The following is a 19,006-nucleotide window of genomic DNA, read 5'->3' on the forward strand; positions in this document are numbered from 1 at the left end:
GGCGACCAGGGCGGCGGTCAGCACCGGGAACGCGATGAGCACCAGGACACTGGTGAGCAACGTGTTCCAGGTGAAGATCGGCATGCGGAACATCGTCATACCGGGCGCGCGCATGCACAGGCCGGTGGTGATGAAGTTGACCGCACCCAGGATCGTGCCCAGACCGGAGACGGTCAGACCCAGGATCCACAGGTCACCGCCCAGACCGGGTGAGCGGACCGCGTCCGACAGCGGCGTGTAGGCGAACCAGCCGAAGCTGGCCGCGCCGCCCGGTGTGATGAACCCGCTGATGGCGATGAGGCTGCCGAACAGGAACAGGTAGTAGCTGAACAGGTTCATCCTCGGGAACGCCACGTCGGGCGCGCCGATCTGCAACGGCATGATCACGTTCGAGAACCCGATGAACAGCGGGGTCGCGAACATCAGCAGCATGATCGTGCCGTGCATGGTGAACAACTGGTTGAACTGCTCGTTGGACATGACCTGCATGCCCGGGACGAACAGCTCCGCACGCATGAGCACCGCCATAACGCCGCCGAGGAGGAAGAAGGCGAAGGAGGTGATCAGGTACATGTACCCGATGATCTTGTGATCGGTCGACGTCATCCAACTGACGATCATCGACCCCGGGCGCGACGGTGTCCTATCGGTGGTCATTACTGGTCATTCTCCTCGGTGTCAGAGTCACCGAAGCCCGAGCCCTCTTCATCGGTTCCGGCGCCCTCGGTACCCGCGCCCTCAGCGCCCGTACCCTCGCCGAGCTCCGGCTGGTCCTCGGTCTCGGCGGCTTCGGTCTCGGCTTCCGAGGCGGCCTGCTCCTGCTCGGCGGCCCACGTGTCGTACTCGTCCTGGGGCAGGACCTCGACGTTGAAGAGCATGCGGGCGTGGTCGACACCGCACAGCTCGGCGCAACGGCCGATGTACTCGCCCTCGGTGCCCTCGTTGAGGTCCACCTGGAAGGCGTTGTCACGGCCGGGGATGACGTCCATCTTGAAGCCGAACGCCGGAACCCAGAACGAGTGGATGACGTCCGGCGAGTGGAGGTCGAAGTGGACGGTCGCGCCCTCGGGCAGGACCAGGGTCGTCTGGGTCGAGGGATCCGCGGTCCCATCGGGATTGGGGACACCCGTCTGGGAGAAGAGCACCTCCCCGCCGTCCTCCTTGGTCTCGTCGAGGTAGTTGAACTGCCAGGCCCATTGGAAGGCCACGACCTCGATGTTGACGTCCGCGGGCTCATCGGTGTCGAGCAGGATCGTCTGGTCCCGGGCCGTGAAGAAGAACAGCACCGAGATGATGACGATCGGCAGAACGGTGTAGAGCGCTTCGATGGGCATGTTGTACCGCACCTGGGGCGGCAGCTGCTCAGAGCGCTTGCGGTGGAAGATGATCGACCACGCGATCAGCCCCCACACGAGAATGCCGACCGCGAAAGCCGCCACCCAGGAGCCCTGCCAGAGCGAGATGACACGCTCGGCCTGGTTGGTGATCGGCTCCGGCATGCCCAAACGAGTGAGATCGTTCGACGCGCAGCCGGTCGCGGCCAGCCCCAGCACGGCCAGCGCGGCGCCGCGTGGTGCCCATCGGCGCAGGTTGAAACGCCGATTCTCTTGGCGGGTCGGACTCACGGATTGCCTTCCCAGCGGTGTAGCCCGTGGATCCTCCACGGGCGGCCTAAGTATCCAAAGCTTTTCAGGGGGAAACATTATCGCGAACCGCCCAGCGCCCCGTTCAGGGGCTTGCCTGGTCAGCGTGTTGCCAGACGCCCCCGCGCGAAGCGCGCGGTGGTACGTGGAGCCGGGCCCGTTCGCCCGCGGAGGATAAACCCTCCCGGCTGGCTACGGAGCGCGGCCCGGCGTCCCCCCGGGCCCTCTTGTCGTCGATCGTGTCCCCACCGCCCCGGAGGGCGGCGCGGACGCTTCACGAGGAAAGACCAAGGCGAGCGTATCGCTGGGTTTACGGCACCCTTAACCGGGTTCGCCTTACGGACCCGATCAGGCCAGGATGGTCGCCACAGGACGACGACACACAGGGGTGTACCACGTGCCCGAGTACCCGCCGCAGACGCCGTCGGCCACCGTGGAGGCGGTGGGCCGCAAATGCCCCATCCCCATCATCATGCTGGCCGCCCGACTGCACGAAGTGCCCATCGGCTCGGTCATCGCGGTCACCGCGGACGATCCCGCGGCGCACGCCGACATCCCGGCCTGGTGCCGGATGAAGATGCACGAGTTCGTCACCGAGCAACCCCTGGAACGTGGTAGCGCTTTTCACATCCGCCGCATGTACTGACACGTGGAACGCGGGGGCCAAGGACCCGATCCGGGGGCCGGAAAGGGCCCGAAACCCGGCCCCGGGAGACCGGGACGGTTTTGGTTCCGGTGGGATAACAATTTATGCCACACCGAATTGTGCGCGTGACGGAATGCACCACCGCGCGCCGACCAGGGCACCGGACGGTCCGGGTGAGCGGGACCCGACAAGGGGAAGGCCGTGCGGAGGTGTCCGCACGGCCTTCCCCGCTCCCCCGGCGTCCACGGGGGGACACTCGCGGGAGCTGCCCGACAGGGGGTGCTTAGCGGGCGTAGAACTCGACGACGAGCTGCTCGTCGAAGGGCACCGGGATCTGCTCACGCTTGGGACGGTCGATGACCGCCACGCGCAGGTCCTTGTGGCTCACCGCGAGGAAGCCAGCGATCTTGTCGTCGGCGTGGATGCCCTCGGCGGCCTCGACGAAGGGCACCATGTTGCGGGACTTCTCCCGAACACTGACGATCTGACCCGGCTTGACCTGGTACGACGGGATGTCGACCTTCTTGCCGTCCACGGTGATGTGGCCGTGGTTGACGAACTGGCGGGCGGCGTAGACCGACGAGGCCAGACCGGAGCGCAGCACGACCGTGGCCAGACGCAGCTCCAGCTCGGCGAGCATCTCCTCACCGGTACGGCCCGAACGCTTCTTGGCACCCTCGTAGACCCGCAGCAGCTGCTTCTCGGTCAGGTCGTAGTACCAGCGCACCTTCTGCTTCTCCGCCTGGCGGACGGCGAAGTCGCTGCTGTTGCGACGAACACGGCGGCCGTGCTCACCGGGCGGGTAGGGGCGCTTCTCGAAGTAGCTGACCGCCTTACGGGTCAGCGGAGTGCCGGCGCGCCGGGACAACCGCACCTTCGGTCCGGTGTAGCGCATGCAATGTCCTTTCAGGCTTAATCAGGGAATCCCAGGTAAGGCTGGCCTAAATCTGGGAGGCGCTCAAGGCGCCCGAGCCCACGACAACGCGCCAGAGCACGTGATCGGGACGGGTTCCCCACCGTCGCGGCGACCCAGCGCGAACGGCTTGGGCTAGGTCACCGGCACGCGTTTCAGCGCACCGGAGGGCACGGGGCTCCCCGTGCTGGCCGCCAGCCCCTGGGAGCGGCGGCCGTTCGGGGCGCGGCCCGGTCCACGGACCGGGTCGTGCGGGTCGCGAATCACTACTCTACGGGCTCGCGGACACCACCCCAACCAGCGAACGCGAACCCGCGAGCACTCCCAAGCCCGAAGGAGGCACCCCGACGGCACCAGCCGCCGACCGGGCGCCGCCTACAGGAAGGGCTCGACCTCGGCGGCGGCCCCGGCCCCGTAGGACTTCTCCAGACGCTCCAGCAGGGAGGCAGCGGTCAGCGTGTACTCCTGCGGACCGTCAGCCTCCAGACAGTGCGCCGCGGTGGTGTTGCCCACCTGGGCGGCGCGCTCCCGGGACAGCCCCCACGAATGGGCCGCCAGGAAACCCGCACGGAAAGCGTCCCCCATACCCGTGGGGTCCACCAGATCACCGACCGTCACGGCGGGCACGTGCACGCTCGGCTCACCCTCGCGGTCGATACGGGCGCCCTTGGCCCCCAGCGTGGTGATACGGGTGCCGACCCGGGACAGGACCTCGGCGTCGGACCAGCCGGTCTTCTGCTCGGCCAGGGCCTTCTCGTACTCGTTGGTGAACAGGAACGAGGCGCCCTCGATCAGGGCACGCACCCGCGGACCCTCCATCCGGGCCAGCTGCTGGGAGGGGTCGGCGGCGAAGGCGATGCCGCGCGTACGGCACTCCTCGCTGTGGCGCACCATGGCCTCCGGATCGTCCGCACCGATCAGCACCAGGTCCAGCCCGCCCACACGCTCAGCGATCGGCTGCAACTCGATGTTGCGGGCCTCGGCCATGGCACCCGCGTAGAAGGACGCGATCTGGTTCTGGTCCCGGTCCGTGGTGCAGATGAACCGGGCGGTATGGCGCAACTCGGAGATGTACACGGCCGAGGTGTCGACACCGTGGCGATCCAGCCAGGCACGGTAATCCTCGAAATCGGCCCCGGCCGCACCCACCAGAACCGGGTCCAGGCCGAACCGGCCCATACCGAAGCAGATGTTGGCCGCGACACCGCCGCGCCTGACATCCAGCTCATCGATCAGGAAGGACAGCGACAACTGCTGGATCTGCTCGGGGATGATCTGCTCGGCGAACCGCCCCTCGAAGGACATCAGGTGATCGGTGGCGATGGATCCGGCAACCGCTATACGCACGGGACGAAGGCTCCTTGATGGGAGGTGTCGGTCTGGGACCGGACGGGATGCGGATATGGCCGAGGCAAGCCCGGCTCGGACTGCCCCAGAGTATCCAGTACCGCCGAAGCATCACTCGCCGCCCAGCCCCGGAGAACACCCCCGGGCCCGGACACGGCGAAGGGGAGGGCGGAAGAACCGCCCTCCCCCGACACCGCTGCCCCGGACCCAGCCGAGGCGGGGAGCTCTCCGGCCCCGGTCCGCCCGACGCCCCTAGTTGAAGGAGTCACCGCAGGCGCAGGAACCGGTGGCGTTGGGGTTGTCGATCGTGAACCCCTGCTTCTCGATCGTGTCGACGAAGTCGATCTGGGCCCCGATCAGGTAGGGGGAACTCATCCGGTCGGTAACGACCTCCACACCGCCGAAATCGGCGACGACGTCGCCGTCCAGGTCGCGCTCGTCGAAGTAGAGCTGGTAACGCAGCCCCGAGCAACCACCGGGCTGAACGGCCACGCGAAGGCGCAGGTCGTCCCGCCCCTCCTGCTCAAGGAGCGCCCTGACCTTGGCAGACGCCTCGTCGGTGAGGATGATCCCCTCGGTGGTCTCGCTCTGAACCGTCATGTTGTAAAGCTCCTCTGAAAGGGGTTGCGGCTAGCCTGACGACCCCTCGGTCGCGTCTGGGACCGGCCCGCCGCGGCGGGTCCCGTCCCCTTCAACGGATCCCAACACCCGGCACTGGCCCGACATTCCTGTCCGACCGCCACCGGTGTCGCCGTGCCGCAGCCGTATTCTCCCCGCCGCCCGTTTCCACGGTGTGGGCGGGGCCTCGGCCAAGCACGGACGTGCTCGTTCCACCAGGGTAATTTGTCCGGCCCCGTGACGCCATCTCCCCACCGGCACCTGTGCACAAACCCACCAACAGAACACCCGCCCCCCACAGCACCAAAAAGGGCAGACAAAAGAGGGGGCGGAACCCACCACGGGCCCCGCCCCACACCCTCGCGCGGATCACCCCTTGGCGAGCGTCCCCAGGTACAACTCGATCACGTTCGGATCCTCCAACAGGTCCGCGCCCGAGCCCGTGTACGCGTTACGCCCCTGGTCCAGCACATAGCCGCGGTCACAGATCTGTAGGCAGCGGCGGGCGTTCTGCTCCACCATGACCACCGAGACACCCGTCTCGTTGACCTCCTTGACCCGCTGGAAGACCTCCTCCTGGTAGATCGGCGACAGACCCGCCGTCGGCTCGTCCAACAACAGCACCGCCGGATCCATCATCAGCGCACGCCCCATGGCCACCATCTGGCGCTCACCGCCCGACAGCGACCCCGCCTTGGCCTTGCGCCGATCAGCCAGCAACGGGAACAACCCCGCCACCACCCCGAACCGCTCGGTGAAGGTACGCGGCCGCAGGAACGCCCCCATCTGGAGGTTCTCCTCGATGGTCAACGACGGGAACACGTTCCGCGTCTGCGGGACGTAACCCACGCCCCGCTCCACCAGACCGTGCGCCGGCAGACCCGAGATACTGCTCCCCCGCAGCGTCAGATCACCCCCGCGGACCGGGAGAAGCCCGAAGACCGTCTTGATCAGCGTGGACTTGCCCGCACCGTTCGGGCCGATGATCGCCACGACCTCGCCCTCGGTCAGCGTCAGGGTGCACCCGTTGAGGATGTTCACCCCCGGCACGTAACCAGCCACCACGTCCTTGGCCAACAGCAGATAGTCCAGCGGACCACCCACCTCCGGCTCCTCGGCACCGACGTGCTCCAGAACCTCCTCGCGGTGCTCCTGGGTGACCGCGACCTCCTCGGCCTCCGCCGGAACCTCCCCCGGCTCCGGCCGCAGATTCGCGTTGTCAGTCATCGTCACCCTCCCGGGCCACAGCCGTCTCATCCTCCTGGGCACCCAGGTAGGCGTCGATCACCTGCTGGTTGGACCGAATATCGGCAGGACTCCCCTCCGCGATCACCCGGCCCTGAGCCAACACCACGATCCAGTCGCTGATCCCCATGATCACGTCCATGTCGTGCTCCACGAAGAGCACCGTCTTGCCCTCATCGCGCAACGACGTGATATGGCCCAGCAACGACTGCACCAGCGCCGGGTTCACACCCGCCATCGGCTCATCGAGCATGATCATGGTCGGATCGGTCATCAGCGAACGCGCCATCTCCAACAGCTTGCGCTGCCCACCGGACAGCGAACCCGCCATGTCATCGCGCTTGTCGATCAGCTTGAAGCGCTCCAACAACTCCATGGCGCGCCGCGTGTTCGCCCGCTCCTGCCCATGCCACACCGGACGCAGGAACGCACCGGCCATCCGCTCACCGAACTGACCGGGAGCACCCAGCAACATGTTGTCGAGCACCGTCATACGAGTCAGCGCCTTGGTCAGCTGGAAGGTCCGCACCATCCCCGACCGCGCCACCCGGTGACCGCTCTTGCCGTTGACCGGCCTGCCCTGGAACGTCCACCGGCCCCCGTCCACCCGGTCGAAACCGGTCAACAGGTTGAACAGCGTGGACTTACCAGCACCGTTCGGACCGATCAACGCCGTGATCGTGCCGCGCTGCACCTCCAGGTGCTCCACGTCCACAGCCGTCAGGCCACCGAAGGAACGCCGCACACCGTCCGCCACCAGGACCGGGTCCGGCTTGGCCGACCCGGGCACCGGCTCCGCACCGGCCATACGGTCCACGCCGGCACTCGTCTCATCACTTGACATTGATCAGCATCTCCTTGCGGTCGCCGATGATGCCCTGAGGCCGAAAGACGATCAGCAGCACCAGCAACAGGCCCACGAAGGCCAACTGGATCGCACCGTAGTCCGGACCCGACAGGAACGGCAGCCAGCCCATGGAGCCGAAGCCCTTGAGCACACCGTCGGTGAAGGTCATCAGGAACCAGAACGCCATCGCACCCAGAACCGGGCCGAACACACGCCCGGCACCGCCCAGGAGCAGAATCACCCACAGGAAGAACGTCACCTGGGGCTTGAACTGGTCCGGCTGGATCGAGGCCTGGTACACCGCCAGCATGCAACCCGCCAGCGCACCGACCAGACCGCCCAGCACCAGCACCTGCATCTTGTACCCGAACACGTTCTTGCCCAGGCTGCGGACCGCGTCCTCGTCCTCCCGGATGCCCTTGATCACACGCCCCCACGGACTGTGCATCAACATCCAGGTCACACCGACCATCAGGGCCACCAGAGTCCACGTCACCACCAGCACCCACAGATGGTTGCCGTTGTAGGACAACGGGCCGAAACCGTAACGCGCACCCCCGTCGAACGGGTTGAGCACACGGAAATCCGACGCCAGGTTCTGGAGGCCGTACACACCGCCCGTCAGCGGCTCGGCGAAGCCCGCCCGGTACACCAGGCGCAGCACCTCCGCCGCCGCGATCGTCGTGATCGCCAGATAGTCCGCCCGCAAGCGCAGCGTCGGTACGCCCAACAACAGCGCCAACACGAACGCGCACAGCAGGCCGACACCGAAACCGACCAGAAGCGGCAGGTCGAACACCGCGACGCTGATACCCACACCGTAGGCACCCACCAGCATGAAGCCGACCTGGCCGAAGTTGAGCAACCCCGTATAACCGAAGTGGAAGTTGAGTCCGATGGCGGCGAGCGCATAAATCGCCGCGATCGGGCCGAGCGCCGATCGGGTGGACTCGGCAAGGATCGAAAGAATATCCATCGTGTCTCTCCTAGCCGACCCGCTCGCGCCGACCGAGCAGGCCCTGAGGCCTGATCAGCAGCATGAGGATCATCAGGGCCAGTGCCCATGCTTGCATGAGCTGGGACGGGAACCACAGGGTGGACAGCATCGCCACCAGGCCGACGGCCAGACCGCCGACCATCGCGCCGTAAGCAGTGCCGAGACCGCCGAGGATCACCGCGGCGAACATCATCAGCAGCAGCCGGAAGCCCATCTCGTACTCGACGACCTGGTTGAGCCCGTAGAGCACACCGCCCAGCGCGGACAGACCGCCGCCCAGGCCCCACACGTACAGCGTGACCCGGTCCACGTCGATACCGGAGGACTCAGCCAGATCCCGGTTGTCCGAGACCGCGCGCATCGCCTTGCCGATACGGGTGAACTGCAACAGGCAGGCCACGCCCACCAGGACCACGACCGCCACGGCCATGATCGTCAGGTCACGGGGGGCCATCGAGACCGGGCCGATCTCCACCAGGTCCTGGATCTGGAAGCCGGAGTAGCGGTTGCGCCCCGCCCCGAAGAGCACCAGGACCACATGGCGCAGCACCAGCGCCAGACCGATCGAGACGATGAACATCTGGATCAGCGCGACGTTGCGGTGCCGCAGCGGGCGCCAGATGTAGCGCTCCATCGACGCACCCAGCACCGCGCCCATCAGGACCGCCACCGCGGCGGCCAGCCACAGCGGCACGCTCCAACCCACCGAGTCGCCCATCACCCCCAGGACGGTGGCCAGCGCGATACCGCCGAAGATCAACGTCCACTGCGCGGTGATCAGCACCGGCCTGGACAGCCTGTGCTCCATGAAGCCGCCGAGAAGGACCGCGCCGCCCAGGCCGGCGAAGATCGCCAGCAGGGAGTTGCCCAGGCCCGCGGCACCGGTGCTGAAGACCAGAGCGGCCATCGCACCGAAGGTCACCATGTCGCCGTGGGCGAAGTTGATCATCTTCGTGGTCCCGAAGATCAGGGAGAGCCCGATCGCCGAAACCGCGATGACCAGGCCGAACAGGAGGCCCGCCGCGGTGAGCTGGACGAACCGCTCACCGAAGGAGGTGCCCCCGTCCGTCGTGGGTTCGATGGCCTCGTCGTCCCCGGCCGCGGCGTCTGAGTCCTCGCTCTCCTCCGAGGGGGAGGCGGAGCCGTCGTCGGACTCACCCGGACGTTCCAGCGCGATGATGAGGGGGCGCTGATCGTCGGCTTCGACCTCCACCTCGGTTTCGCCGTCGACGACGATGCCCTCTCGTACGACGAACTCACTGGGGACGGACTCCTGGTCCACCACGACGCGGTAGGTGCCCGGTTCGGGCAGCTCCACTTCCCACATTCCATCAGAGTCGGTTTCGGCCGCCCCGATCTCGTCCTCACCGTCGAAGACCGCGATCCCGATGCCTTCGACACCTTGATCCCGATCATCCGGGTTGAGGATCTGACCGTGCAGCGCTTCACCGCCCTGTTCGTCTGCCGTCGCCGCTGGCCCGGGGATCACCAGGATGGCGGTGATCAGGGCGAGCAGCACGGTCACGAGACGTGTGCGCACGCGCGCTCCTTGCGCATCTGAGGGTGGCGGTGCCGAATGCGCGCATTCGCCACCGCTGTCCTTTGCTGTTCGGTGCGGTGAGTTTAGCCCGATTTAGGCAGGTCGTTCAGCATGCCTAAAGCCACGTGATCCAACCGTCACCCCATTGTGCGCAAACGAGATCAAACTGGTACCTGCAGCGGATTGACCTTGGACATCTGTCTTGTTTTCACTCCCGTACAAGCCTGATCTGCACATACGCACGCACTCTTCGTGCTCGAAAGGACACATGAACCCCCCGGACGGCACGGGGAGGCCAAGCCCCCGGACAGCGACAGGGGGCCGCACCCGGTCCGGGTGCGGCCCCCTGTTCAGGTTGCACGGGGTGGAACCGTAAGCGCTACTTACTACCCCCGAGGGTCTCGACAACGGTCTCTGCGACCTTGCGCATGGTCAGGCGCCGGTCCATCGAGTTCTTCTGGATCCACCGGAACGCCTCAGGCTCACTCATCCCGTGGCGGCTCTGAAGCAGCCCCTTGGCCTGCTCGACCAGCTTTCGTGTCTCCAGGCGGTCCTGGAGGCTGCTGACCTCGGACTCCAGCGCGGCCAACTCCGCGTAGCGGGAGGTGGCCATCTCGATGGCGGGCACCAGGTCGGTCTTGTTGAACGGCTTGACCAGGTAGGCCATAGCCCCGGCCTCACGTGCCCGCTCGACCAGTTCGCGCTGGGAGAAGGCAGTCAGGATCACCACGGGGGCGATCCTCTCCTCCGCGATGCGCTCGGCGGCCGAGAGGCCGTCGAGCACCGGCATCTTGATGTCGGTGATCACCAGGTCCGGCTTGAGCTCTCGGGCAAGACGGATGACGGTCTCCCCGTCACCGGCCTCGCCCACGACGGCGTAACCGTCCTCTTCCAACATCTCCTTGAGGTCCAGGCGGATCAGGGCCTCGTCTTCCGCGATCACCACACGGCTCTGCGTCCTCGTCACGTACACGAGGTTACCGAGATCCGATAGGATGCAGACCGCCGGGACCGGCACTGCGCGTCAATTGTGACATCACCGTTGGTGGAGTAGTGTTCATCCCGGAGGAAGAAAAAACCAGAGAAGGACTTGACAAACTTCCCCAGCCCTGATAGTCCAACGGCAGAGACGGCGCCCTCAAAAGGCGTAAAGTGTGGGTTCGAATCCCACTCAGGGCACAGAGACACAGAGCCGCCAAAGAGGGCGGCTCTTGTCATTTCGGGCATCTCATCCCTCCGCAGTGGAGCCATCGACGGACTGTCACTAGCGTGAGCGAGTATTCACGCTATGTACTCACGCGAAGTAGTCGACGAAACCTTCCGACTCAAAGCCCTGGGACTGACCGACAAGGCCATCGCGGCGCAGTGCGGTGTCTCCGTGCAGGCGATCAGCCACTGGCGCCACGGCCACCGGCGAACTGCTCGTGCGGAGGCTGACCGTACCGTCTACTGCCCGTTTTGCGGGACAGGTGCCCCCGATCCGGGCTCCTATGCCTACCTCCTCGGCCTCTATCTCGGAGACGGGTACATCGGCGGCGTACGGAACGGCGTCGACTACCTCTCCATCATCTGCTGCGACACATGGCCCGGCGTCATGGAGGAGTGCGCCGCTGCCATACCCAAGGTCTTCCCCGTCGGCGTCTTCCGCGTCCAGCGCCAAGGGTCTACCGAAGTCAAGGCCACGTCGAAGCACTGGCGGTGCATCTTTCCCCAACATGGCAGGGGGATGAAGCACTCTCGAAGGATCGCGCTGGAATCCTGGCAGCAGAGGATCGTCGACGAACATCCCAAGGGATTCATCCGATGACTGATCCACTCCGACGGGTGTCGCGTCTCCAACCGCGTGCGCAAGCGAGTCGCCGGCGCGTGGAAGTACTACGAGTACCCGCGCTACTTCTTCTGCAACACCTCGCGGGACATCAGTGACCTGTACACCCACGCTCTCGACCGTCTCGACATCCCCTGGAAGAACCGCATAGAAGCCAAACCCCCGCACCAGGACGCCATCATCGTGTCGGTCGCCAAGAAGGCCGCTGTGGCGCGCATGGACACCTTCGTGGGGCCCAAGTACTGAGGGGCTCGGGCAGACGGGCCAGAACCTCCGTAACTACCCGGCCAGTACCGCCCCAAATGGGCCGTTTGTCACTTTATGACTGGACAACTGGGCTGAAGCGGTCACATCACGGCCACAACCTGAATACAACCCGTCAGTTCGGTCGCTCATGCGGGCGCGCCTCCCTGATCCTTGAAGTTCGGATACGAATTCTCAGGAGAGGAGCAGCGGGTGCTGACCGCGGTGGCCGGGATCGTCGGCGCACTGGTTATCGGCGCCTGGGTCGTGGTGGCCTGGGGCTCCCAACGCCGCCAGCCGTGGCTGCTGTCCCCCTTCGCGCTGCTCATCGTCCTGCTCGTGGCCGTCGGCCAGCCGGGGTGGGCGTTCCTGCCCGTCGTCGCGCTGGTCGCCGGTTCCTTCGCCGAGTTGGTGATCGGTGCCCGGGAGTCCCCGACGGTGCGCACCAAGGATCCCGACGCTCCTCTGAGTACCGAGCGCTGGGCCGCGGCCGTGGCGGCGCCGTTCCGGGTGGCGCTGGCCGAGCCGTGGGACGTGGTCGCCCGGCCCTCGTTGCGTCGCCGCTACCGGCGCATGCTGGAACACCAGTGGGGGGTGACCGGTCGCGAGTCGCTGCGTGAGGCCGTTGAGGCCCTGCTCGACGAGTTGCACAGCGGTTCGACGCTGGACCTGGTGGTGGACCTGCGCGGCGGGATCGCCAGGTCGCGTCTTCCCCTGGAGCAGGGTGGGGGGGCTACTGGGGCGCATGTGCGTCTGACCGGTGACCAGGTGGCCCGACTGCGTGCGGTCACGGGGGTGGCGGAGGCGGACGAGACCGTGCTCATCGGCGCCTACCAGTGGTGGAAGTCGGTGCACGTGATCCGGCTGGTGTGCGGTGGCGCTTCGCTGGACTGGCTGAGCCCGGTGGAGACGCAGAACCTGCTGCGGCGGGTGGCCTCGGACCTGCAGCGCCGGTACTCGTCGTGGCAGCAGTTGTCCATGGCCTTCCACGCGGGGTACCTGTTGTGGCCCGGGAAGGGTGTGGAGGGTGATCACGCCGACACGGACCGGGTGTGGACGGCGCTGGGGCTGCTGACGGAGGATCCCCGGAGTCCGTGGAACCTGTTGCCGTGGGACATGCCGTTGGAGCGGGTTCTTCCCGAGGGCGGCACGGCGACCGGCCAGGAGCCCTAGCCGGGGCTCGTGGAGGGGCTTGAGGGCCTGCCGGAAAAACGTCGGCCGCATCTGGTCCTGCCCGGTGGGGCGGCGCGGCTCATACGCCTTCTCCTGCCGGGCCGGACCTGATGCGGCACGTCTGTGGGCGCCCTGTGGGGAGGGCGCCTGGGTCCTACTGCGCTTCGAGCGCCACGGCGTCGCCGAGGCGGTGGACGCGCAGGAAGTTGGTGGAACCGACGGTTCCGGGCGGGCTGCCCGCCACGATGACGATCTTGTCGCCCTTGTGGTAGTCGCCGAGTTGGAGGAGTTCGCTTTCCACCTGGCGGACCATGTCGTCGGTGTTGTCGACCCAGGGCACGATGTGGCTCTCGACTCCCCAGGTGAGGGAGAGCCTTCCGCGGGTGGTCTGTTCGGTGGTGAACGCCATCAGCGGGATGGGAGAGCGGTAGCGCGCCAGGCGTCGGGCGGTCTCGCCGGACATGGTGAAGGCGACCAGTGCCTTGGCGCCGACGGTGGCGCCGATTTCCGCGGAGGCGCGGGCGATGGCCCCGCCGGTGGTTTCGGGTACCCGGTTGAGGATGTGCGAGGCGCGCAGGGATTCCTGCTCGGCGGCGCCGACGATGCGGGCCATGGTCTCGACGGTTTCGATGGGGTACTTGCCGACGCTGGTCTCACCGGAGAGCATGACGGCGTCCGCGCCGTCGAGGACCGCGTTGGCGACGTCGGAGGTCTCGGCGCGGGTGGGCCGGGGTGCTCCGATCATGGATTCGAGCATCTGGGTGGCGACGATGACCGGTTTGGCCTTGTCGCGGCAGCGTTCGACGGCGCGCTTTTGCACCATGGGGACGTTTTCGAGGGGGAGTTCGACGCCGAGGTCGCCGCGGGCGACCATGACTCCGTCGAAGACCTCGATGATGTCCTGGAGGCGCTCGACGGCCTGGGGTTTCTCGATTTTGGCGATGAGGGGGACGGTGATGCCCTCCTCGTCCATGATGCGGTGGCACTCTTCGGCGTCCGCGGGGCTGCGGACGAAGGAGAGGGCGATCATGTCGACGTCCTGGTGGAGGGCCCAGCGTAGGTCGTGCTCGTCCTTGTCGGTGAGCGCGGGGACGCTGACGGCGACACCGGGGAGGTTGAGTCCCTTGTGGTTGGAGATGGGGCCGCCGAAGATGACGCGGGTGTGGACGTCGGTGCTGGTGGTCTTGGTGCATTCCAGCGCGATGCGGCCGTCGTCGATGAGGACGCGGTCTCCGGGGCGGACGTCTCCGGGGAGTCCCTTGTAGGTGGTGGAGACGCGTGTGCTGTCTCCGGGGACGTCGTCGGTGGTGATGGTGAATTCGTCGCCGGTGGTGAGGTCGACGGGTCCGTCGGCGAAGGTGCCGATGCGGATCTTGGGTCCTTGGAGGTCGGCGAGGACTCCGACCGCTTGGTGCGCGGTCTCAGCGGCCTGCCGGAGGTTGGCGAGGCTGGCGCTGTGGTCGTCGTGGGTTCCGTGGCTGAGGTTGAGTCGGGCGACGTCCAGTCCCGCGTCGACGAGCTTGCGGAGGGTTTCCGGGCTCGAGGTGGCGGGGCCGAGGGTCGCGACGATTTTTGCTCGACGTGTCACGCATAACACTCTAGAGCGTCTGAGGGATGCAGTGGTCTAAACCAGGTTGCGATTGGACGCATGCGGGGCTGCGAGAAGGCGAATTCTGGGCACCCTGGGTGATGGTTCGGACCGCTGCGTGGGGGGTTGTGGGTGTTGCTTCGTGGTGGGGGTGTGCGCGTGTCGGTGCGTGGGGGGCTTTGTCTGTCGAGGTGACAGCTTCGGGGGGTGTGTTGTGGGAGGTGGGGGCGTGCGCGGTGGCGCGGCGTGCTTTGCGGGGTGTGGCGGTGTTGGTGGTGCACACGGTGTGTGTGGGTGAGGTGTTGGGCACGGAGGTGCCTGGGTTGTGTGCGCGGGGGTGGGGGCGCGGTCGGTGACGCGCCGTGGGGTCGGGTGACCGGGCCGGGCGGGGCGGCTGGGCCGGGCGGGTCTGGTCAGTGGTCGCGGCGCGGTGGTGGCAGGAAGGGTCCGACGCGGCCGTAGGCGCGGAGGGTGCGCAGGCAGTGGATGGTGCGCATGCCCTCGTGTTCGAGGGTGGCGACGGTGTCCCAGTGCTGTCCGATGGTGTCCCAGCCGCCGTCGGGGCGTTGGGTCCGTTCGGTGAAGTCGAGGTTGTGTTCGATTTCGGTGTCGGTGAAGAGCGGTCGGGTGATGTGGTCGGGTGCTGGGGCCAGGTCGAGTGCCGTGTGGGTGTGTTGGTGGGCGCTGGGCTTGGGGTCGGTGTCGATGACCGCGCGGATCATGGGGTGGAGTCGGTTGGTGGTGTGGACCGCGCGGTGGCGGTCGGGGACGTGCTGGAGGAAGGTGCATACGCCGATGGCTTCGTGCGGGTTGGTCCAGCGCAGGGCGGCGATGTGTTTCCAGCAGTAGGCGGTGGCGTTGTCGCGCCAGGAGTGGGTGATGTTGTGTTTGTGGAGGTATCCGGCGATGAGTGCGGTGAGTCCGAGGTCGCTGGAGAAGTCTTCGTGGTGTTGCCACCAGGGTGCTGACTGGGTGTAGCGGATGTTGGGCTGGACGGGGGGCAGGCCCCCGTCGGGGTTGGTGGTGGTGGCCAGGTAGCGGCAGATGCCGTGGCCGAGGCTGGCGGGGATGGGGCCGAGGTCGTCGAGGTAGCGCAGGGCGACCGCGGTGACGGCGGGCTGGCTGGCGTGTCCGCGCAGGTCGGGGTCGAGTCCGTTGCCGTAGCCGCCGTCGATGTTGCGGTAGGCGGCGAGTGCTGAGCGGACGGGTTCGGTGGGTCCGTTCCGGAACAGGTGGGCGAAGCGGTGTCGGTCGATCAGTCGGGCGCTGCGCATGGTGAAGTGTTCCGCGGCGCGGAAGGAGTCCCAGGTCACAACGGTCATGTCTTCGACGGTACGTGGGTGTTCGTGTGGGGGGAATGGGTGGCGAGTGATCCATTCGTGATATTTACGTGCGGTTCGTGGCGGTGTGGTGTCTGCGTCTTCGGGTGAGGACGAGGAGCCCGGTCCAGGAGACGAGGACGGTGGCGGCGACGGCGAGTTGCACTGTGAGCAGGTGTTCGGCCGGGTAGACGATGCCGGTGAGGTAGTGGTCGACGAAGCCGGCCTCGGGGAGCCCGGCCTGCCCGGCGTGTTCGCGGGACCAGTTCTCCACGCGGGTGAGGGGGCAGGGCCAGCCGATGACGGTGATGCCGAGTCCGTAGAGGGCGCAGACGGCGTGGGGCCAGACGAAGCGGGGCCAGCGCCAGGCGAGGAAGCCGCCGAGGGCGACGTAGATGAGGAAGGCCAGATGCACGACCATGGCGGTGTCGGCGATCAGTCGGTAGATCATCGTCCGGTCCCCTTACGTTGGCGGGCCCCGGTTTCTCCCAGTATCCCAGTCGTCTGCCCGCCGAACCAGGGGTTGTGGGGCCTGTGGACGGTGCTGGGCGGCTGTGCGCGCCGACCGCACCGCCCGGAGACGCTCCGTGCCGCGGTGGGCGGGGTTCGCGCCCGCCCCGGTCGGGGCTTTTTGCCGGCCAGTGGCCGGTTCCCTTAGGGAGAGGGTCAGGTGTGTCTGGGGTGCCTTCCCGATACCGGTGAGCTGCGGTCCGGGTGAGACTGGCGGGGAATCTCGCCAGCCGCCTCGTGGAAGGCCGGAAACGATGACACACGCTTCAACGGTGCCCGGGGCTCCGGGCACGCCGACAGTGCTACTGCTCAGGACCGCGGCGTGCTGCGCCGTCGCGGGGGCGGCCGCCGTCTTGCTCGTGTTCGCCCTGCTGGGCGAGGTGCCGCGCGGCGATCCCGCGGCGGTGCTCGATCACGTCAACGACCGCCCGTGGCTGTGGATGCGGCTGGGCGGAATCCTGGGCATGCTGGCCTGGGCGGTCGCGTTCGCGGCGCTGGCGCGCTCGGTGAGCGGTGAGCGCGCCCGGGCGGTCGCCGGCCTCGCCCAGCCGCTCCTGGTCGTCGCGGTCGCGGTCTTCGCCGTCGACTACGCGGTCGACGGGCTCAGTATCGGCCAGGTGGCCGGGGAGTGGGCGGGCGGGACCGCCTCTCCCGAGGTCCTCATCGGGCAGGCCCGGGTGCTGGAGCTGGTCGCCGGGGCGGTCTCGATCCTCTCCCAGGCGCTCCTGGGGCTGGCACTGCTGGTGCACGCGGTCGCGCACCTGTTCACGACCGACTTCCCGAAGGTCCTGACCTGGCTCGGCATCGTGGGGTGCGCCGGCTGGTTCGTCGGCGGCGGCCTGCTGTTCGCCGGGGTCCCGGGCGTGTCCTTCGAGCTGTTCGTGCCGTTCACCATGCTCGCGACGCTGTGGATCATCGGTGTGGGCGTCCTCGCGTGGCGACGCGGGACGCGGGTGGCGTCCAGCCGGGCGCGTGTCTGACCGGGCGCGGGGTCCGCGGTGCCGCGGAGCGGACACGGCGACGCGCCGGGCGCGGGGTCCGTCCCCGTGCCCGGCGCGTTCTCGTCCGTTCGGTCGGCTCTCCTAGACGAGCGGGCGTTCGGTCGGCGGGATGGCGACCGGCAGTGTGCTGTCGTCCGTGAGGTAGCGGTCCACTCCGGCGGCGGCGGAGCGGCCCTCGGCGATGGCCCACACGATCAGCGACTGGCCGCGGCCCATGTCACCGGCGCAGAAGACGCCGTCGACGGTGGTGTGGTAGTCGGCGTCGCGTACGACGTTGCCGCGTCCGTCCAGTTCCACGCCGAGCTGTTCGATCATGCCCTCCTTCTGGGGGCCGACGAACCCCATGGCCAGGGTGACCAGTTCGGCGGGGATCTCGCGTTCGGTGCCCTCGACGGGTTCGAAGCCCTTGTCGGTGCGCTTGACCTCGACCAGCTTCAGGGCGCGGACGTCGCCGTGGTCGTCGCCGAGGAATTCGACGGTGTTGACGGAGTAGATCCGCTTGCCGCCCTCCTCGTGGGCGCTGGTGACCTTGTACAGCATCGGCATGGTCGGCCAGGGCTGGTTGTCGGGCCGCGTCGTGGGCGGCTTGGGCATGATCTCCAGCTGGGTGACCGATGCGGCGCCCTGGCGGTGGGCGGTGCCCACGCAGTCGGCGCCGGTGTCGCCGCCGCCGATGACCACGACGTGCTTGTCCCGGGCGCTGATGGCCGGGCGCTCGTAGTCGCCCTCCTGCACCCGGTTGGACAGAGGCAGGTATTCCATGGCCTGGTGGATGCCGCCGAGTTCGCGGCCCTTGGCGGGCAGGTCGCGCCAGGCGGTGGCTCCGCCGGTGAGCACGACGGCGTCGTGGTCGGCGCGCAGCTGGTCGACGGTGATGTCGGCGCCGATGTCGACGCCGGTGCGGAAGGTGGTGCCCTCGGCGCTCATCTGGGCGATGCGGCGGTCGATGTGCCGCTTCTCCATCTTGAACTCGGGGATGCCGTAGCGCAGCAGGCCGCCGATGCGGTCGGCGCGCTCGTAGACGGTGACGTCGTGTCCGGCTCGGGTGAGCTGCTGGGCGGCGGCGAGTCCGGCGGGGCCGGAGCCGACGACGGCGGCCTTCTTGCCGGTGCGGGTGGCGGGGGGCAGGGGCTTGACCCAGCCCTCCTCCCACGCGCGGTCGATGATCGAGACCTCGACGTTCTTGATGGTGACGGCGGGCTGGTTGATGCCGAGCACGCACGCGGACTCGCACGGGGCGGGGCAGAGCCGCCCGGTGAACTCCGGGAAGTTGTTGGTGGCGTGCAGGCGCTCGATGGCCTCGGCCCAGTCGTGGTTGTGGACGAGGCTGTTCCACTCGGGGATGAGGTTGCCGAGCGGGCAGCCGTTGTGGCAGAAGGGGATGCCGCAGTCCATGCAGCGTGAGGCCTGTTTGGTGACGGTTCCCCGGTCGAAGTCCTCATAGACCTCGCGCCAGTCCTGGATGCGTACGTCGACCGGCCGGTGCTTGGGCAGCTCGCGCTCGGTGATCTTCAGGAAACCCTTGGGGTCAGCCATGTGTTCTTCCTC

19 protein-coding genes and 1 tRNA gene are annotated in these 19,006 nt (G+C 67.5%); 6 read left to right on the forward strand and 14 right to left on the reverse strand.

Annotation, left to right across the window (positions count from 1 at the left end; genetic code table 11):
• Together AC0T5L_RS19220 and ctaC are read right to left on the reverse strand one after the other, a co-directional pair.
• Positions 1 to 657, reverse strand: a 657-nt coding sequence (locus AC0T5L_RS19220; protein WP_476166831.1) for a cbb3-type cytochrome c oxidase subunit I, incomplete at its 3' end; no start/stop codon positions are given.
• Positions 657 to 1,625, reverse strand: a complete 969-nt coding sequence (gene ctaC / locus AC0T5L_RS19225) for an aa3-type cytochrome oxidase subunit II (protein ID WP_476166832.1) — start codon at positions 1,623 to 1,625, stop codon at positions 657 to 659. The genes ctaC and AC0T5L_RS19220, both read right to left, overlap by 1 nt.
• A 415-nt stretch (positions 1,626 to 2,040) precedes the next feature.
• On the opposite strand from ctaC, the gene AC0T5L_RS19230 reads away from it, so the two are divergent.
• Positions 2,041 to 2,289: a sulfurtransferase TusA family protein gene (locus tag AC0T5L_RS19230; RefSeq protein ID WP_476166833.1), complete on the forward strand. Its 249-nt coding sequence runs from the start codon at positions 2,041 to 2,043 to the stop codon at positions 2,287 to 2,289.
• Positions 2,290 to 2,572: 283 nt separating this feature from the next.
• Here AC0T5L_RS19230 and rpsD read toward each other — a convergent pair whose 3' ends face one another.
• The 8 genes from rpsD to AC0T5L_RS19270 form a co-directional block, all read right to left on the reverse strand.
• Complete coding sequence (gene rpsD, locus AC0T5L_RS19235) at positions 2,573 to 3,184, reverse strand: 30S ribosomal protein S4 (protein WP_476166834.1); 612 nt, start codon at positions 3,182 to 3,184, stop codon at positions 2,573 to 2,575.
• A 393-nt stretch (positions 3,185 to 3,577) separates the two neighbouring features.
• The gene (locus tag AC0T5L_RS19240; protein WP_476166835.1) at positions 3,578 to 4,549 is read right to left on the reverse strand and encodes a carbohydrate kinase family protein; all 972 of its coding nucleotides are present in this window, start codon (positions 4,547 to 4,549) and stop codon (positions 3,578 to 3,580) included.
• A gap of 252 nt (positions 4,550 to 4,801) precedes the next feature.
• The gene (locus tag AC0T5L_RS19245; RefSeq protein ID WP_150245741.1) at positions 4,802 to 5,149 is read right to left on the reverse strand and encodes a HesB/IscA family protein; all 348 of its coding nucleotides are present in this window, start codon (positions 5,147 to 5,149) and stop codon (positions 4,802 to 4,804) included.
• 387 nt (positions 5,150 to 5,536) lie between these two features.
• A complete protein-coding gene (locus AC0T5L_RS19250; RefSeq protein WP_476166836.1) occupies positions 5,537 to 6,394 on the reverse strand; it encodes an ABC transporter ATP-binding protein in 858 nt (285 codons plus the stop codon).
• Positions 6,387 to 7,256, reverse strand: a complete 870-nt coding sequence (locus tag AC0T5L_RS19255) for an ABC transporter ATP-binding protein (RefSeq protein ID WP_476166837.1) — start codon at positions 7,254 to 7,256, stop codon at positions 6,387 to 6,389. The genes AC0T5L_RS19250 and AC0T5L_RS19255 overlap by 8 nt, the downstream gene beginning before the upstream one ends.
• A complete protein-coding gene (locus AC0T5L_RS19260; RefSeq protein ID WP_476166838.1) occupies positions 7,246 to 8,235 on the reverse strand; it encodes a branched-chain amino acid ABC transporter permease in 990 nt (329 codons plus the stop codon). Before AC0T5L_RS19260 ends, AC0T5L_RS19255 begins: the two co-directional genes overlap by 11 nt.
• A 10-nt stretch (positions 8,236 to 8,245) precedes the next feature.
• Positions 8,246 to 9,796 (reverse strand): branched-chain amino acid ABC transporter permease, encoded by a 1,551-nt coding sequence (locus AC0T5L_RS19265; protein WP_476166839.1) that lies wholly within the window; start codon positions 9,794 to 9,796, stop codon positions 8,246 to 8,248.
• 379 nt (positions 9,797 to 10,175) lie between these two features.
• Complete coding sequence (locus AC0T5L_RS19270; protein ID WP_476166953.1) at positions 10,176 to 10,742, reverse strand: ANTAR domain-containing response regulator; 567 nt, start codon at positions 10,740 to 10,742, stop codon at positions 10,176 to 10,178.
• 160 nt (positions 10,743 to 10,902) lie between these two features.
• Between AC0T5L_RS19270 and AC0T5L_RS19275 the strand changes: the two genes are divergently transcribed.
• From AC0T5L_RS19275 to AC0T5L_RS19290, 4 genes are all read left to right on the forward strand, one after another.
• Positions 10,903 to 10,975: transfer RNA gene (locus AC0T5L_RS19275), tRNA-Leu, on the forward strand.
• A 109-nt stretch (positions 10,976 to 11,084) separates the two neighbouring features.
• Complete coding sequence (locus AC0T5L_RS19280) at positions 11,085 to 11,603, forward strand: hypothetical protein (RefSeq protein ID WP_476166840.1); 519 nt, start codon at positions 11,085 to 11,087, stop codon at positions 11,601 to 11,603.
• 36 nt (positions 11,604 to 11,639) lie between these two features.
• Entirely contained in the window at positions 11,640 to 11,870 is a 231-nt protein-coding gene (locus AC0T5L_RS19285; RefSeq protein ID WP_476166841.1) for a hypothetical protein, read from the forward strand.
• Between the two features lie 210 nt (positions 11,871 to 12,080).
• Positions 12,081 to 13,040: a DUF1266 domain-containing protein gene (locus AC0T5L_RS19290; RefSeq protein ID WP_476166842.1), complete on the forward strand. Its 960-nt coding sequence runs from the start codon at positions 12,081 to 12,083 to the stop codon at positions 13,038 to 13,040.
• Positions 13,041 to 13,194: 154 nt separating this feature from the next.
• Here the strand turns inward: AC0T5L_RS19290 and pyk are convergent, their stop codons facing one another.
• The 3 genes from pyk to AC0T5L_RS19305 form a co-directional block, all read right to left on the reverse strand.
• A complete protein-coding gene (gene pyk, locus AC0T5L_RS19295) occupies positions 13,195 to 14,628 on the reverse strand; it encodes a pyruvate kinase (RefSeq protein ID WP_476166843.1) in 1,434 nt (477 codons plus the stop codon).
• Positions 14,629 to 15,041: 413 nt separating this feature from the next.
• Positions 15,042 to 15,941: a prenyltransferase gene (locus AC0T5L_RS19300; protein WP_476166954.1), complete on the reverse strand. Its 900-nt coding sequence runs from the start codon at positions 15,939 to 15,941 to the stop codon at positions 15,042 to 15,044.
• 73 nt (positions 15,942 to 16,014) lie between these two features.
• Positions 16,015 to 16,398, reverse strand: a complete 384-nt coding sequence (locus AC0T5L_RS19305; protein WP_476166844.1) for a DUF2784 domain-containing protein — start codon at positions 16,396 to 16,398, stop codon at positions 16,015 to 16,017.
• 313 nt (positions 16,399 to 16,711) lie between these two features.
• Between AC0T5L_RS19305 and AC0T5L_RS19310 the strand changes: the two genes are divergently transcribed.
• Positions 16,712 to 17,437, forward strand: coding sequence for a DUF4386 domain-containing protein (locus tag AC0T5L_RS19310; RefSeq protein WP_476166845.1), 726 nt, complete (start codon positions 16,712 to 16,714; stop codon positions 17,435 to 17,437).
• A gap of 102 nt (positions 17,438 to 17,539) precedes the next feature.
• Here the strand turns inward: AC0T5L_RS19310 and AC0T5L_RS19315 are convergent, their stop codons facing one another.
• Positions 17,540 to 18,994 carry a glutamate synthase subunit beta gene (locus tag AC0T5L_RS19315; protein ID WP_476166846.1) on the reverse strand — a complete coding sequence of 485 codons (1,455 nt, stop codon included), beginning with the start codon at positions 18,992 to 18,994 and terminating at the stop codon, positions 17,540 to 17,542.
• Positions 18,995 to 19,006 lie beyond the last annotated feature (12 nt).

The sequence above is a fragment of the Nocardiopsis sp. TRM 82005 genome, assembly GCF_056312425.1.